The organism is Kamptonema animale CS-326 (assembly GCF_028330895.1).
In the GTDB taxonomy this organism is placed as follows: Bacteria; Cyanobacteriota; Cyanobacteriia; order Cyanobacteriales; family Microcoleaceae; genus Kamptonema; species Kamptonema formosum.
In genome coordinates this window covers 1-16,171 of the sequence record NZ_JAQMUA010000342.1, presented here as the reverse complement: position 1 = coordinate 16,171, position 16,171 = coordinate 1, and the positions used below count along the sequence as shown (strand labels likewise).

Annotated in this window: 10 protein-coding genes; 7 read left to right on the top strand and 3 right to left on the bottom strand. The window is 42.9% G+C overall.

Annotated elements, in window-relative coordinates:
• Window positions 1–143: 143 nt before the first annotated feature.
• Together PN499_RS19995 and PN499_RS19990 are read right to left on the bottom strand one after the other, a co-directional pair.
• The gene (locus PN499_RS19995; protein WP_272033939.1) at window positions 144–1,292 is read right to left on the bottom strand and encodes a DUF7005 family protein; all 1,149 of its coding nucleotides are present in this window, start codon (window positions 1,290–1,292) and stop codon (window positions 144–146) included.
• Window positions 1,293–1,424: 132 nt separating this feature from the next.
• Window positions 1,425–1,589, bottom strand: coding sequence for a hypothetical protein (locus tag PN499_RS19990; protein ID WP_272033937.1), 165 nt, complete (start codon window positions 1,587–1,589; stop codon window positions 1,425–1,427).
• Window positions 1,590–1,927: 338 nt separating this feature from the next.
• On the opposite strand from PN499_RS19990, the gene PN499_RS19985 reads away from it, so the two are divergent.
• From PN499_RS19985 to PN499_RS19975, 3 genes are all read left to right on the top strand, one after another.
• Window positions 1,928–4,624 (top strand): NHLP bacteriocin export ABC transporter permease/ATPase subunit, encoded by a 2,697-nt coding sequence (locus PN499_RS19985; RefSeq protein WP_272033935.1) that lies wholly within the window; start codon window positions 1,928–1,930, stop codon window positions 4,622–4,624.
• 185 nt (window positions 4,625–4,809) lie between these two features.
• Window positions 4,810–5,028 (top strand): hypothetical protein, encoded by a 219-nt coding sequence (locus tag PN499_RS19980; protein WP_272033933.1) that lies wholly within the window; start codon window positions 4,810–4,812, stop codon window positions 5,026–5,028.
• Window positions 5,021–5,440: a hypothetical protein gene (locus PN499_RS19975; protein WP_272033931.1), complete on the top strand. Its 420-nt coding sequence runs from the start codon at window positions 5,021–5,023 to the stop codon at window positions 5,438–5,440. Before PN499_RS19980 ends, PN499_RS19975 begins: the two co-directional genes overlap by 8 nt.
• Before the next feature lie 47 nt (window positions 5,441–5,487).
• Here PN499_RS19975 and PN499_RS19970 read toward each other — a convergent pair whose 3' ends face one another.
• On the bottom strand, window positions 5,488–9,198 hold the full coding sequence (locus PN499_RS19970) for a WD40 domain-containing protein (protein WP_272033929.1): 3,711 nt from the start codon (window positions 9,196–9,198) through the stop codon (window positions 5,488–5,490).
• Between the two features lie 247 nt (window positions 9,199–9,445).
• On the opposite strand from PN499_RS19970, the gene ospA reads away from it, so the two are divergent.
• From ospA to PN499_RS19950, 4 genes are all read left to right on the top strand, one after another.
• The gene (gene ospA / locus PN499_RS19965; RefSeq protein WP_272033927.1) at window positions 9,446–9,742 is read left to right on the top strand and encodes a proteusin family RiPP peptide OspA; all 297 of its coding nucleotides are present in this window, start codon (window positions 9,446–9,448) and stop codon (window positions 9,740–9,742) included.
• 319 nt (window positions 9,743–10,061) lie between these two features.
• Window positions 10,062–13,334, top strand: coding sequence for a type 2 lanthipeptide synthetase LanM family protein (locus PN499_RS19960; protein ID WP_272033925.1), 3,273 nt, complete (start codon window positions 10,062–10,064; stop codon window positions 13,332–13,334).
• A gap of 57 nt (window positions 13,335–13,391) precedes the next feature.
• Entirely contained in the window at window positions 13,392–14,843 is a 1,452-nt protein-coding gene (locus PN499_RS19955) for a radical SAM family RiPP maturation amino acid epimerase (protein WP_272033923.1), read from the top strand.
• Window positions 14,844–15,082: 239 nt separating this feature from the next.
• A complete protein-coding gene (locus tag PN499_RS19950) occupies window positions 15,083–16,009 on the top strand; it encodes a peptide arginase family protein (RefSeq protein WP_272033921.1) in 927 nt (308 codons plus the stop codon).
• Window positions 16,010–16,171 lie beyond the last annotated feature (162 nt).

The window sequence follows — 16,171 nt, the reverse complement described above, 5'->3', positions numbered from 1 at the left end:
GGGGAGATGGGGGAGATGGGGAGGATGGGGGAGATGGGGGAGATGGGGGAGATGGGGAGGATGGGGAAGATAGGGAAGATGGGGAAGTTAGCAATTAGCAATTAGCAATTAGCAATTAGCAATTACCAATTACCAATTACCAATTACCAATTACCAATTACCAATTCAGATAAAACCGTGCTTTCTGTATTTGCTAATTCTTCCAAGGTTAAACGAGTTAATGCGATTAGAAACTTCCCTTGATTGACAACACTTGATAAATCCTCAAGATGATTTGTGTGGAAATGTTCTAAATTCTCGGCCGCATCTTTGACTAAAGCGTGCAATACTTGAAAAGCGCCCGCAGACAAAGGTGGTTCACCGCGATAGTTTTCCATCCGGCCACCTTGTCGATATTCTGGATAAGCTTCTAATCCTAAAAACTGCAAAAACCAATCAGCCCGATATTTACCATTATTAGCAGCAATAATACCTCGATAATCTGCAATTAACTCATCCATCAAATTGTTCCGCATTGAGCCTAAAAGTCGGCGCGTAAAATAATGAGTACATTCATGTTCTAAACGAATCTTAACAGAGATCGGCAACCACTCTGATTCACTCATTCCCATATCTGAGGCTGCCAATCCACTATAACCCCCTGGACTCAAAATAATAAACCGATCTTGATAGCGATCTTTTTGGGGAATTAACTGCTTGAACTCAGCTTGCCATGCTGCCTCTGTTATCATTTCCATTTGTTGAGATTCCCACTCAATTCGATAGCTACGGATGCGCTCCCAATTATTGTATCCTGCCACCATCACAGCACCCATTGAGTTAGGAATAGATTGAGGTTCATTGCGATGGATAAGTGCTTGCACCAAGCTGACAAAATCTTCGCGGCATCCCGCAATTAAAATCGGAATTTTGCCCGCCAAACTTTCATGGAGAATCAACTTTAATGTTTCTGGCTGTTGTAAGACTAACCCTGTTGCTTCCGCCATTGCCACTGTGGGATAACCCTTCCGAGTTGCTAACCGATAATTTTCTATTTCACTGATGCCAGCGAGTATGGGGAATTGTAACTGTACGAGTTTCGATCGCAAAGTGGTAAATACCCCCTTCTCCTCTGCTTCAGTTAGGTAAATTTCCCACGCTGTCAGATAGGATTCAGGTAGGAGGGGAAAGGTAGGCAAAGAGTCAAATTCAAGTGGTGCGAACACATTGTGATTGTAGGCGAGTAATTCCTCTATTTCTAAGGGAGTTGCGCCATAACGGGTGAGGATGTCGGTGCGAAGGGATAGAGACATTTTCCCAAGATTTGCAATTGCTAAAAATCAATTTGCCAGTGAGTATAACATATAGGACTTACGCAGTCTTAAGAAGAAGGAAGAAGGAAGAAGGAAGAAAAATTTAGTTATCTAGGAGAGAAGGAAGAATGTTTAAGCGACGGCTTCTAGTTCATCTTCACTGAATTCTCCCTCTTCAAATACTATTGGGTTCCGCGCGATCGCTACTACCAGCATTTCTGCAACTTGCTCTTGAGTGAAGGTGGTATCTACTTCGCTTTTTGCCAGTTCTAAGGCTTTTTCGCTCTTGCTATCCATACTCTACGCGCTCCTATGACTGCAACTTAGAATAGCTTGATTAAGCAATCCCTAGATTACAACTTGACCCGAAGTTTGATTACAGTTTTGTAATTTTCAGGTGTCATTAGCTCTAGAAAAGCGATCGGTACAGTAGTCCATCACCAATAGCTCAGCTTCTAGTGGACTTTGATTTTAAATCTACTCTTGACTTTTGATTTAAAATATGATAGTTCCTGAATTACTTAGAAATAAAAGTTTTGTTAAACTCTTTATCTAAACTTGACCCTAATGAGGGTAGGATGATAGCCAATAGACTAACATTGAGACAGCATTCCTAAAATTGGATAGACAAGAAGATGGGAATCAACAACGATCTAACAACAGCTCAAGCCTCACAAAAAGTTGTCAAAGGAAATGACCCTCTGGTTTTAGATAATTCTAATATCGTCTGGCTAATTCAGTCGGGAACCCTAGCGATATTTGCTGTAACAGTTGTTGATAAAGTTCCCACAGGAGCCCGTCGCTACTTATTTAGTGTCTGTGCTGGTAATGCCCTATTTGGAGTGGTAAAAGCTGGGGAAACGCCCTATCAAATTATAGCAGTTGCCGTTGAAGAAGCGACATTAATCGAGTCAAGCATGACTGAGATCGTTCAACTTGCAGAGTCTGAAGTTGATGACAAGCGAGAAGCCTGCCGACAGCTCCTAGATACATGGAATACTCACCTTACCTCTGTATTTGCAGGCACTAATATCCCCTTCAAGCCGAACGACACGCTCAAAGATCGAGTCCAGATTGCTCCTTTTCTCCATCAACTCCACAGTGACTTTCTTTACCACTTAGAGCAACTAGAGAACCAAGAAATTAATGCTAAATTTGCCCTATTTCAAGAGCGTCAACGCCTCAACCAACAAAGTACCCAAGGTGCAATTACTAAGTTAGTATCAATTCTCAAACCCAAAACAGTAGAATTTTTTCAGGAAGGAACCCCCTTATTAATCGCTGCTGGGGCAGTTGGTCGAGCTATGGGCATAGAAATTCGTCCTCCCGCCCGTTCAGAAAATTTAGAGCGACTAAAAAACCCCTTAGAAGCAATTGCTCGTTCTTCCCGAATTCGTTATCGGCGAGTGCTACTTGAAGATCGCTGGTGGCGGCAAGACTGTGGGGCTATTTTAGGCTATATGGAGGCTGATAAACGACCAGTTGCCTTGTTGCCGGTACCAGGAGGCAAATATGAGGTTTTCGATCCAACTCAACAGCAACGTCTACCTTTAACCTCAGAAATTCTTGAGGAACTAGATCCGGTTGCCTATACTTTCTATCGACCCTTTCCAGAACAAACTCTTAACTCTTTAGAAATTATCAAGTTTGCCACCAAGGGTCTGCAACGAGATATCGCAATTCTCATTCTTGCTGGAGTAATTGCCACTCTGTTAGGAATGGTTATTCCCCAAGCTACTGCAATTCTAGTTGATAATGCAATTCCTGATGCCGATCGCGGGCTACTATGGCAAATTGGACTGGCTTTGCTAGCAACCAGTTTTGGCAAAACTATATTTGAATTAGCTGAAGGATTTGTCACTTTAAGAACTCAAAGTCTTTCTAATTCAGCTTTGCAAACCGCTTTTTGGGATCGGTTACTGAAACTACGAGTTTCTTTTTTCCGCCAATATTCAACCGGGGACTTGCAATCACGAGTTTCAGCTATTACCCAAATTCGGCAAATTCTGACCGGCAGTGTCTTGGGAACTCTGTTTCATAGTTTCTTCTCTTTGTTAAATTTGGGATTACTATTTGTTTACAGTAGTAGTTTAGCCTTCATAGCTGTGGGAGTGGGCATTCTCAGCGTGATGGTGACATTGATCTCAGGACTACTCACTCAGCGAAAAATGCGTCCTTTGCAAGAATTAGAAGGGGAAATTTTTGGCTTAACGGTGGAATTAATTGGAGGTGTTTCTAAACTTAGAGTAGCAGGAGCAGAGAACCGTGCCTTTGCTTACTGGACGAGAAAATACACAGAGCAACTTCAATTGATGTTGAGTACAGAAGTGCTTGAAGATATAGTCGCGATATTCAATACAGTTTTACCAATTTTAAGCTCGATGCTCCTCTATTTCTTAGCAGTTAATTTGATTGTACAAGGAAAAGGTACACTTTCTACTGGTACATTCCTGGCATTTAATAGCGCTTTTGCGATTTTTATCACGGGGACTACCAGCCTTAGTAATACGATTATTAAGATATTGGAAATAACGGTGCTGTGGGAACGGGCAAAACCGATTTTAGAAGCAGAACCGGAAATCGATTTGAATAAAACAGATCCCGGTAGGCTAAATGGGGGGGTGAAATTAGACCGGGTGACATTCCGCTACCGCCCGGATGGTATGCTCACACTCGATCAGGTTACAGTTGAAGCTAAAGCTGGAGAATTTATCGCCCTTGTTGGCCCGTCAGGTAGCGGAAAATCTACGATTATTCGGTTACTTTTAGGATTTGAAACGCCGGAAGATGGAACAATTTATTATGACGGTCAAGATTTAGATGGTCTAGATATTTCTGCAATTCGCCGTCAGTTAGGAGTGGTGTTACAAAACGGTCGGATTAATAGTGCATCTATGTTTGAAAATATTTCTGGCGGTGCATTAGTGACTATGGATGAAGCTTGGACAGCAGCAAAAATGGCCGGGTTAGGAGAGGATATTGAAAATATGCCGATGGGAATGCACACTGTGATTTCTGAAGGCGGTACTAATTTATCAGGGGGACAGCGACAACGTTTGTTAATTGCTCGTTCGTTGGTACTGAAACCAAAAATTTTGATTTTTGATGAGGCAACTAGCGCTTTGGATAATAGGACACAAGCAATTGTTAGTGCTAGTTTGGAACAGTTAGATGTAACGCGAATTGTGGTAGCTCATCGCTTGACTACTATTCGTAATGCAGATTGCATTTATGTGATTGAGGCTGGTCAAGTGGTACAAAGTGGTAAGTTTGAGGAGTTGATAGAACAACCGGGATTATTTGCTCAATTGATGGCTCGGCAGATGGCTTAATGTTATGTATTGTTAACGATTTACGGTCAGGTTCTTGTAGGTTGGTTCGCGAGTATATTTATCCCTATGATGTCACTCTCGGTAGAGAAATTTCTCGGACTACTGGGTTGTAAGGCTTTCGCGTGCCGAAACATAAATTATTGAGATAGGATAGATTTAACGCCAATTTATCAAACCTTGAACTCATGCCTCTCACTGAAATTATCCCTACTATTCAAGCATTATCTCACTCTGATAAGCTCTTGCTGCTACACTTTCTAATGACTGAATTATTGAAGGACTCAGGTTTAGTTCCTTTGGAGACTCAGGGGACAACTGGGAGTCAAGGTTTGTATGATTCTTTTGATGCTGCGGTTGTTTTGGCGCAAGCACTTGCAGAGGAAAAAGTAGCAACTCATGGCTGATAAAGTTAGATTTAGATTTACTGAGGTAAATTCAGAACTTGGTGCATTGAGTACGATGCCCTATTTACCGATAATATTAACTTACCAAAACCAATCTCTAAGGGTATCAGGATTACTAGATACTGGTTCTAGTGTGAATGTTTTACATTACGAAATCGGGTTAAGATTGGGAGCAGTTTGGAAACGTCAAAGGCTTTCGGTTCCATTAGGAGGAAATTTGGCTAGGTTTGAGGCGCGGGCCTTAGTTTTAACGGCAAATGTTGAGCAATTTGCTCCGGTAGAACTAGCTTTTGCTTGGACACAAAACAGGAATGCTCCATTAATTTTAGGACAGATGAATTTTTTTCTGGCATTCGATGTGTGTTTCTATCGTTCTGAATCAGCGTTTGAAATTAGCCCTAAAAGAACTTAGTCCGAATCGCAAACCTTTAACCGTTAACAGTTAACCGTTAACAATGTCTAAACAAATGCCCCTAAAAGTTTGAGTGTTGCTAACTGTGCTTCTGTTAAATGTGTAGATTCCCGCAAACACATTCCTTCATAAAGTCTTTTACTTCTAAGAGTTTCTAAGCATTCACCGGTGCTGACTTTCCACAATTTAATGGTTTCATCTTGACCGGCACTGGCTAAAATTTCACCATTGGGACTAAATGCGATCGCCCAAACCCAGTTTGTATGTGCCGATAGGGTTTGCCAACACTCGCCGCTGTCAAGTTCCCAAAATTTTACGGTTTGATCGCAACTCCCACTCGCTAAGAATTTGCCATCGGGACTAAAGGCGACTGTTTGCACCCAACTCACATGATCCCAAAAGGTTTGTAGGCATTGACCTGTATCGATATCCCACAGTTTAATAGTTTGGTCGCAACTGCCACTAGCTAATAGTCTTCCATCGGGACTAAAGGCGACTGCTTGCACCCAACTGCTATGTCCTTCAAAGGTTCTTAAACATCTTCCTGTGTGGACGCACCATAATTTTACAGTTTTGTCTTCGCTGGCGCTGGCAACGATCGCACCATTAGGACTAAAGGCGACTGACCACAACCAACCTGCGTGCGATCGCCAGGTGGCGCAACAGTTGCCAGAACGAAGGTTCCATAATTTTACGGTATTGTCACCACCACCACTAGCTAACATTTTCCCATCGGGGCTAAATGCTATAGACCGAATCCAGCGCGGGTTTCCTAGTAAGGTTTTCAGGCAAGTACCGCTGCTAGCGTCCCATAATTTAATCGTGTAGTCGCTGCTGGCACTAGCTACGGTTGTGCCATCGGGACTAAAGGCGACTGAACAAACCCAACCTGCATGGCCTAGTAAGGTAATGGGATTGCAAGGGCCACAGGAGTTGCGATTGATTTGCCAAAGCTTGACTGTACCATCTTCGCTGCCGCTGGCTAGGGTTTTGCCATCGGGACTGAAGGCGACGGATTGGAACCAACTGGCGTAACCTTGCCAAATGCTGTTGCAGTTACCCGTACTCACTTCCCAAAACCTCACGGTGCGGTCTTCGCCACCGCTGACTAGGGTGTTGCCATCGGGACTAAAGATGACGGCGCAGAGGCGACTGCTATGGCCGTGTAGTGTTTTCAGGCAACGCTTTGCTGTTAAGTCCCAGATTTTGACGGTGCGATCGCCACTACCACTGGCAAGTAGTTTACCATCGGGGCTAAAGGCGACGGAACGCAAACGTTGGGAGTGTCCGGGGAGTGATGCTAATAGGGTTCCCGTGTTAGTTTCCCATAGTTTGACGGTGCGATCGCCGCCGCCGCTGGCTAAGGTTTTGCCGTCAGGACTGAAGGCGAGAGTGCGAACCCAACTGCTAGAATCCTGCCATGTCTGCAAGCATTCTCCTGTGAGAACGTCCCAGAGTTTGATGGTACGATCTTCGCTACCACTGGCGAGGGTTCTGCCATCGGGACTAAAGCTGATTGACCAGACGTAACTGGTATGACCTGCGTAAATTTGTTGACACCAACCGCTTTGAATGTCCCACAATCGGACTGTGCGATCGCTGCTGCTGCTGGCTACGGTTTGACCGTCAGGACTAAAGGCCACCGTCCGTACTCGTTGATTGTGTCCTGAGAGGGTTTTCAGGCAGTTTCCGGTTCCTACATCCCAAATTTTGACGGTGCGATCGCTACTCCCGCTGCACAGTAAGCTACCATTTGGGCTGAAGGCAATTGAATTTACCCAACCTGCGTGTCCTTCGTAAATTCTCAACAGCGTACCGTCGTCTGCTAACCACAAGCAAATTTCTCCGTTAGCGTCTCCGGTTGCTAATAGCGTGCCGTCGGGACTAAAGGCAAGTGCTAAAACATTGGTTAGCTGTTTGGCAAACACGGATTTAGCTAAATCTGCCCCTTTAAAATTGACATCATGTAGGTTTGTGCCTTGCAAATAAGCTTGCCAAACTGTGAGATGAGAAAAATCATAGCCGCTGACATCGATCTGCATTTGACATAGGATATTCAGCAGATTTCCGGCTGCATACCCAGGGGATTGCGGTGACTGGATTTGCAGCTCATGTATCAATTGTTTAAAGTGATTGGCAATCCGCGCTTTAGTTTTAAATGCTGTTAATAACCTGTCCAGAATGGGATTGAGAATAAACTTGATTTGGGTTTGTCGGATATAGTCTTTTGCCTGAGCTTTGAGCAGAGCATGACTGTTTAAAATCGCAAAGTTTCCCGTTTCAATCTCTTCGCAAACTTGTTTGACTAAAGAGCCGATCGCATATTCCCTAACTACTGGCTGCAAGACAAACTGACTGCCGATTTGTTCGATCAGCGAACGTTGCACTAAAGACTTTAAAGTTTCAACTAACCGAGGTTTGGAAACTAGGGGAGAAATATCCGAATATAATTCGTCTGCCGAGACTGGTTCCAAGTTAATAGCTATCCAGTAAAATAGAGCTTTTCCTAACTCTGTCAAACGATTAAACTGTTCTTCTAAGAGGGTGCGGATTTCGTCAATCACCAATAGGTTATGTTTAGCAAACTCCGAAATATTACCTTCAAATAATTCTCGAATTGTTGAGGCAATAATTTTTAAGGCTAGGGGATGCCCAGAATACTGTTCAACTAAGGCAAACCCCTCTTTTTCTGATGTCCAGTAACAACCTTTAAGGTGTAATAGTTGCAGACCTGCGGAGGTAGATAAACCTTGAAGTCGCAAACAGCGAATGGGTAAAGTTTCCCCCTGCATTATAGAAATTTCTTTCGGTTTTTCACGAGTGGTTAGTAGCAAGCAGCTATGGTGACGACACTCTCCTAAACACTTAAAAAATTCACCGTAGTCTTCGTAACCTTCTTGATAATAACCTGTGTAAACACCGCCCTGTAGAATCGTTTCGATATTATCTAAAATCAACAAGCAACGATGGTTGCGGAAAAAATCGATGGCGCAAGAGATTTTTTCATGGACTGTTGCAGCTAAATCGATTTCTTGACTATTAGCAATTGATTGCAGAATGCTCGTTAAAATTTGTTGTAGTGGTGGAGCATTTCGCAGCGATCGCCAAATCACGTATTGAAAACAATCTTGGATTTGTTCAGCTAATTTAACGCTGAGATAGGTTTTGCCAATTCCTCCTAAACCAACGATCGCGACTAAACGACAGCGATCGCCTACAATCCATTGTTTAAGTTGAGCTATTTCCTCGTAGCGATCGTAAAAGGTGGAAACATCAGGCGCAATCCCCCAATCTTGATAACTCTGGAGTTGTGCGGGTAGCAAATTGTCGTCAGGCGATACAACCGGGGAGCTCAATAACTCTTGAGTTGCGTAGCTTGTGGGCGGGGCTAAAACTGCTACTGATAAAGCGGGGTGATGTTGTTCCTCAATGGTGGCGCGATCGCTATCTGAGTTTTCTGGTAAAGATAGGTTCCCCTTCTCCCCCACCGTAGACCATTTTCGCTCTAGTGCTGCTCGAAAGTTCGCCTTGCTTACCTTTTCGCCACAAGCATCTGAGAGCGATCGCCACAGTTTCGGGCCTGCATCTTGCTTGAGATAGCTAGCTGAATAGCCGTGAGTTTGGGCAACTTCGTCATAGCGCAAACTTGGCCTCGTCCAAAATTCCTCTAATAAAAGCCTTTGCAAGTCGCTCAAGTGCCTGGCCGTTTTAGCCACCACCAAATTATCTGCCAATTCTAGTGCCTGACTGACGTTCATGGTTTAAAACTTAGGCTCTTTGCTAACAAAAGTGTACCTGACCTGAATTTATCAGAGTTTTTATGACTAAACTTAACAAAATAATTAAATTTTGTTTCTAAGTCCTGAGTTTTACTGAACTTTTCTATATTGACGGTACTGGGGAGGACTGGTTATTCTGATAAAAGATTCGAGCAAGAATCAAACCTCGAACGAACATCGCAAAGACAACACTCAAACGAGTTCATTTAAAATAGGAAAAAACATCATGTCTACTCGCAAAGAAGCCGAAGAACAACTCGCCATCAAAGCTCTTAAAGATCCCAGCTTCCGCGAAAAACTCAAAGCAAATCCTAAAGCAGTGATTTCTGAAGAGTTTAACACTCAAGTGCCAGACGATCTGACAATTGAAGTAGTAGAAGAAACAGCTACTAAGATGTACTTAGTTCTACCTGCTCCGGAAGCTGTTGAAGAAGAATTGTCTGAAGAACAATTAGAAGCTGTCGCTGGTGGCGGTTGCTGGATTGCTGGTAGCCGTGGCTGCGGTTTTGTAACTCGCACTTAATGCGATTTAGACAGCAGTTTCTGGAGCTAGTCTAAGAAGAGGAAGCTAAGCACTTGAATAAGTTTTGCTTCCTCTTTTCTATCAAATTAGCAACTGTTGTATTGGCAATTATAGCCGCTTTTAGTTGACAAATGCTGCTTTTGATAAGCAATTAGCAATTATAAAAGAAGGGACTAGGCGCGCTTAGGCTAGGGACTAGGGAAAGAGAGAGGGAGAGAGGGAGAAGGGAAGGATGGGGAAGGTAAGTGGGAGGGATTAGCAATTAGCAATTAGCAATTAGCAATTAGCCATTAGCCATTAGCAATAGGACTTAGAAAAAATGCAAGTTTGTAAAAAAGATTTAATTAAAATTGTTGAAAAAGCTAGCACGATCGACGAACGCCTTAACCCTGATTTTGCCTTCGATCTAGCTAGCGAGAACCCAGAGATTATTAATGCCCGAATCAAACAGTGGTGTCAAGTTGTAGCTGAAGGAGATTTCGCAAAATTCCAGCAACACCTCAGCCAGATAGGTTTAGATTTAAACTCAGCCCGCAATGCTGTTAGTAACGTTCGCTTTCAGGGCGATCGCTTACCAGCATGGGCCCAAACCCTAGAAGAGAGCTTACAAGCCAGAAGCGCGATCGCCAAAGACAGCTTAGCATTTCTCAATCCCCTGCGCCCTTTACCCTTTGAAGAAATTTGGCTGTCTTCAGTTTACATCGCCAGAGAAAAACTAACCGCGAACACCGGAAATAGCTACTCACTGCTAACCGCAGCCGCCCACGCCAACTTAGAACGCAGCCTGCTAGAATTATTAGCAAATTTGGGAGCACGGGCATTATTTCAGAAATTTAAAATCTTTCAACAGCAAAAACAACCTGCCTTAGTTAGCTCCTGGCCATTAACTGTCACCTATACTAACAAACAATACAAGCAATTTATCGAAGACTTGCTGAACGGAGAATTAATAACATTTTTCCAAGAGTATTCCGTATTGGCACGTCTAGCCGGGACGCTGGTAAACTTATGGGTAGAAACAACAACTGAATTTCTGCAAAGATTAGCTTCAGATTGGAGTGAAATTCAGCAAACTTTCCAACCGGAAACAGACCTGGGTCAAGTTACAGTTATTCAACCCAACCTTTCCGATCGCCACCGTCAAGGGCGTTCCGCGATCGCAATTCTATTTAGCTCTGGCTTACAACTGGTTTACAAACCCAAAAGCCTCGGTACAGAAAAAGCTTACAGCCAGTTACTCAATTGGTTAAATAACAAAAATATTCCTTTAACCTTTAAACCGCAAAAAATCATCGATCGCTCAACCTATGGCTGGGCAGAATTTATCGAACACCTACCTTGTCAAAACCAAGCACAAGCGAGTCGCTACTATCAACGGATGGGGATGTTTCTCTGCCTCGCCTACGTCCTCAAGGGCACAGACTTTCTTGATGAAAATATTATTGCTTGTGGCGAATATCCCGTCCCCATCGATTTAGAAATGCTCTTAAATCATGGCGTGCGAGGGGAAGTTAGCACCGCCGATCGAGATGCCTATTCCCTCGCTTACGAACAAATGTATAGCTCCGTATTAGATACGGGATTACTTCCTAGATGGCTATTTGTAGCCACAGGGCAAAGCCTTGACGTTTCAGGTTTGGGAAGTGGTAGCCAGCAAGAAACGCTCTTCAAAGTAACGAAATGGCAGAACGTCAATAAAGATGACATGGTTCTAGGTTCGGATTATGAGGCGATGCCACCTGGTAAAAACATACCGCATCTAAATGGTGTGGGACTTTCCCCCAGCAATTATTTAGAAGAACTCATCGCTGGGTTTCGGCAAATGTACCAGTTTCTCCGAGAACAGCGCGACGCACTTTTGACAGCAGATAGCCCTTTAATGAATCTGGGCGAACAGCAAGTACGCTTCACTTTCCGAGCAACAAAGATTTATTGCGTCATACTAGAAATGTCGCTGAAATTAGAGGCTCTGAAAGATGGTGCAAATCGCAGCATTCAGTTAGATTACTTGAGCAGAGAGCGATTTTGGAACGATAAATTTCATAGCTTGCGACGCAATAGCGAGGGAGCAATTGGGCGGCTGATTGCAGCGGAAAAACAAGCGCTAGAGTATATGGATATTCCCTTATTTACAGCTTGGGCCGATCGCGATGCTTTGCCGATCGCTGCTAATGAAACCATTGAAAACTGCTTTGCCGAACCAAGTATCGACTTAGCGATCGCTCGATTGCAACAATTGAGCGCAGATGACCTAGAATGGCAAATTGGACTAATTCGCGGTTCCCTCTACGCACAGATTGCCAAACAATGCGAGAGTTCTAGTTTAAGCCCAAGTTTAGAACTCCAGCTCGATTTAGTCCCACAACTGGATTCAAAAGAGTTAGTCCGAGAAGCCGAAGCGATCGCCAAACGTCTCCAAAACAATGCCCTTCATTCTCCCAATGGTAGCGCTAGTTGGATTGCTCTAGTTTACTTAATGGAGATCCAGCGCTTTCAACTAGAACCTGTAAGCGATCGGCTCTATGACGGCAGTTGTGGAATTGGCATATTTCTATCAGCTTTAGCCAAAATTCAAGGAAATTCAGAACTTCAAAAACTAACTTTAGCAGCGATCGCATCTCTGCGTCAGCATTTACAAAATCCTCAAATTAGTCGCGCTATGGTGCAAAAAATTGGGATTGGCGGTGCTGTGGGATGCGGTTCTATAATCTACGGCTTAACTCGAATTGGCCAATTTCTAGAAAATAGCGCTGTAATTGAGGATGCAACCAAAGCTGCTGCTTTATTAACACCAGAAAAATTTGCCGACGATCGCAAGTTTGATGTTACTTTCGGCACAGCCGGAGCGATTTTAGGACTGTTAGCGCTCTACGAAGTAACCAAAGAACCAGCAATTTTAGAACAAGCGATCGCAGGAGGAAAGCATTTACTTCAATACCGCACTGCTAGCGACTCCGGCTTCAGAACTTGGCAAACCGTTGATGGCAAGTTACTAACAGGATTTTCTCACGGTGCTGCGGGGATTGCTTATGCCTTATTGCGGTTATATAAAGTCAGCAATGAGGTTGTATTTCTAGAAGCAGCAGCAGAAGCGATCGCTTACGAACGCAGCGTTTTCTCACCAAAAGCAGGTAACTGGCCAGATTTTAGAAACTCCGTCAGCCGTAACGGAGAACCCAGTTTTACGAACACTTGGTGTCATGGTGCGCCAGGAATCGGTTTAGCACGGCTGGGAAGTTTGGAAATGCTTAATTCGGCTGAAATTCAGCAAGATATTGAATTTGCGATCGCAGCTACGCCGCAAGTCAAAGCCGAAGAAATCGACCATTATTGCTGTGGTAATTTCGGGCGGATCGAGCTATTTCTAGAAGCAGGAAAACGCTTAAATCGACCGGAATTAATTACTATTGCCCAACAACAAGCTGCTTGGGCGGTAACTCGCGCCCGACAAACGGGGTGTTTCCAAGTATTTGCTAATGTGGCAGGCGATACATACAGCCCTGGTTTATTTACGGGAACTGCGGGCATTGGTTATCAACTGCTGCGCCTAGCTTATCCTGACTTACTGCCATCTCTATTGTTGTGGGAATGAAGCAAAAGAGTTTTGAGTTTAAAACTATCAGAAAAACTATCACAGAGGATTCGGAAAATGACTGCTAAGACATTACCTTTGGCTCCCCAATTGGCTCAATCAGATGACGCGCTGGAACAAGAAGCGATCGAGCGGTGGATGAAATTAGACGAGCACGAATTAACGAGTATCAGCCATATCAAGCGGTTTACGGAATATTACGAAGCCGATCCAGAATTTAGAAAAAATGTGGCGATCGCACCCGAACAAACAGTTGCTCAATACAATCTCAAAATTCCCTTAGCAGAAATTCGCTGGTTGTGGGACGCGGAATTTGTAAAAAGCCAACAATCCCAAGACATTCCAATTCCCATCGCCCTCCAACGTTTCATTGACTACGAAAAAGCACGGGAACGATATTTTTTTCGCTGGCGCAATAATATGCCGGATAGCGATCCGAGATTTCAGGGGTGGCGCGATCGGCAAATTGCACGCGGAGATAGCGAAATTCGCAAATCTCATAACGCTCAAATTCTCCATGCACCTGTTGCTTTTGAACTGACTAAAGGATGTTCTGTTGGCTGTTCATTTTGCGGGATTTCAGCACCGCGTTTTAGCGATATCTTTACTTACACCGCCGAAAATGCCCAACTTTGGCGCGAAGTGTTAGAAGTTATTAAAGAAATTTGTGGCCCTGCTGCCGGTACTGGCTTTTGTTACTGGGCAACTGACCCCCTTGATAACCCCGATTATGAACAGTTTGTCAGCGATTTTCAAGCCATTTTAGGCGCAATTCCACAAACGACGACTGCCCAACCCATGAAATATCCAGCACGGGTGCGATCGCTTTTGAAATTCTCAGACTCTCAGGGTTTTTCTTATCATCGCTTCTCTATTCTATCCCTCAAAATTTTACAAAATGTATATGCAGAATTCTCGCCAGAGGATTTAATCCGCGTCGGTTTAGTTATGCAAAATAAGGAGTCGCTGATGAATAAAGCAGTGGCTGGTCGTTCCTGGGAAAAGCAAAATAAAGCTGGAGAAGCATCTGATGAGTTAGCCCAATCAACTATTGCTTGTGTCACAGGATTTTTGTTTAATATGGTCGAGCGCAGCGTTAAACTGATTAGTCCTTGCAAAGCTGACGATCGCTGGCCTAATGGCTATCGAGTTTACGATCGAGGAAACTTTGAAACTGCTAACGACCTCAAAGTTCTCTTAGAACGAATGATAACTCAGCAGATGCCTTTAGAAATTAGAGCCGATGAGAATCTTAGATTTCGCCGCGACCTCAAACACGAAAATCTTGATGATGGCTTCAAACTTTCCACTAGATTTCTAACGCTCAAGTTCCGTCACCGTCCTTTGATTAAAGAATTGGGAGAAGCAATTTTAAAAGGCGATAAAACGGTAGCAGAAATCGTCGCGGAATTTGAAAAATTAGGAGTGAATGCAACAGAAACTTATTACTCACTTAATTTAATGTTCAATCGTGGCGTTCTTGATGACGAACCTCAACAGGGTAACTGAAATTATTGCCGAACAGGGATTTAATGGATAACACTAATTTCACGGATTTTTGTGTTGTCTGCTCTTATAGTAGTTTTTCATTGGGGAGATACTGCTTTTAATTACAGCAGATTGCAGGTTTATAGAATACACGCTTGCTAAGTAGTTCAATTAGTGTAGTGAAATCCTAGTCAATCGACTGTCATCTATAAACTTGCAATCTACTGTATATTACCAATTACCAAAAAAGGAGAATCACTATGGCTAAGATTCCGTTTTATATCATGGAAGAGCACAATGAAGCATTTTTTATTTGGCATTATGCAGTAGCGGAAGGGTGGATCAATAAAAATCAGAATACCCTACTTCATGTAGATGAGCATTCAGATCTGGTACTTCCAATTTTAAATAGTTCTCTAAAGTCGGTAAATAAGAATATAAAAAGGGTGCATAACTTCACCTACAGCGAATTAACCATCGCTAATTTTATCTATCCTGCAATTTATCAAGGAGTATTTAGTCAGGTTTACTGGTTGCGTCAAAAACATGACCCAAAATTAAAGGGACAGAAACAACTGAATATCTATTCCCATCAGGGAGAAGGTAAAAGATTAATACTAAAATCGAAGGTTGACTTTAATAACCTGTTTAATCCTGATTGCAAATCTTTCACAATTACACCACTTAATGCTCAAGATGAACTCTCTAGTGAGGAATCAAATAAATTAAATAAATCGGTAATTCTCGATATCGATATTGACTATTTTTCCTGTGACAACGTATCTGGAGAATATTTAGAAGTTGAGATTACAGAAGAGGCTTACGATGACTATATTAATAACCTTTATAACAAACTGCGTATTTGTTGGGGGGGAAATGCGTCGGTCAAATATATGGATGGGAAGTATTACTTTTGTATAATCCAACCCGATAAATTAGTCGCTGAAAATTTGAAAGTTTCTGAGGATACGATCGTAGAACGGATTGATGCACTTGTCAATTTTTTGAAAGTAAATGAAATTCAGCCTAAACTAATAGATGTATGTCGTTCTCGTCTGAGTGGATATACACCTAACGATCAATGGGAATTCATTGAGAATACGCTAGTGGAAAAGTTATCTAGCATTTATGAATTCGAGCCAATTTTTGTGAGCGAACTATCCAAAAAAGTTTTAGTAGAGGTGTAGTTTTACAACGGTCCCTAACTAATACCATTTCCCTAAAAGTATGCTATAATAACAATGAGAGTTTGAGGAGTGGTGCATGAAAGTAAATTACCAAGAAAGAATTGATTTAAGTGTTGGGGAGTTAAAAGTAATTTTGTCCGAGCAGCGAACTATAACTAACCG

Bases quoted from the DNA above. Each gene is read 5' to 3' on its own strand.
- PN499_RS19955 (WP_272033923.1), top strand. From the start codon at position 13,392: ATGACTGCTAAGACATTACCTTTGGCTCCCCAATTGGCTCAATCAGAT.
- ospA (WP_272033927.1), top strand. From the start codon at position 9,446: ATGTCTACTCGCAAAGAAGCCGAAGAACAACTCGCCATCAAAGCTCTT.
- PN499_RS19970 (WP_272033929.1), bottom strand. From the start codon at position 9,198: ATGAACGTCAGTCAGGCACTAGAATTGGCAGATAATTTGGTGGTGGCT.
- PN499_RS19950 (WP_272033921.1), top strand. From the start codon at position 15,083: ATGGCTAAGATTCCGTTTTATATCATGGAAGAGCACAATGAAGCATTT.
- PN499_RS19975 (WP_272033931.1), top strand. From the start codon at position 5,021: ATGGCTGATAAAGTTAGATTTAGATTTACTGAGGTAAATTCAGAACTT.
- PN499_RS19995 (WP_272033939.1), bottom strand. From the start codon at position 1,292: ATGTCTCTATCCCTTCGCACCGACATCCTCACCCGTTATGGCGCAACT.
- PN499_RS19985 (WP_272033935.1), top strand. From the start codon at position 1,928: ATGGGAATCAACAACGATCTAACAACAGCTCAAGCCTCACAAAAAGTT.
- PN499_RS19990 (WP_272033937.1), bottom strand. From the start codon at position 1,589: ATGGATAGCAAGAGCGAAAAAGCCTTAGAACTGGCAAAAAGCGAAGTA.
- PN499_RS19980 (WP_272033933.1), top strand. From the start codon at position 4,810: ATGCCTCTCACTGAAATTATCCCTACTATTCAAGCATTATCTCACTCT.
- PN499_RS19960 (WP_272033925.1), top strand. From the start codon at position 10,062: ATGCAAGTTTGTAAAAAAGATTTAATTAAAATTGTTGAAAAAGCTAGC.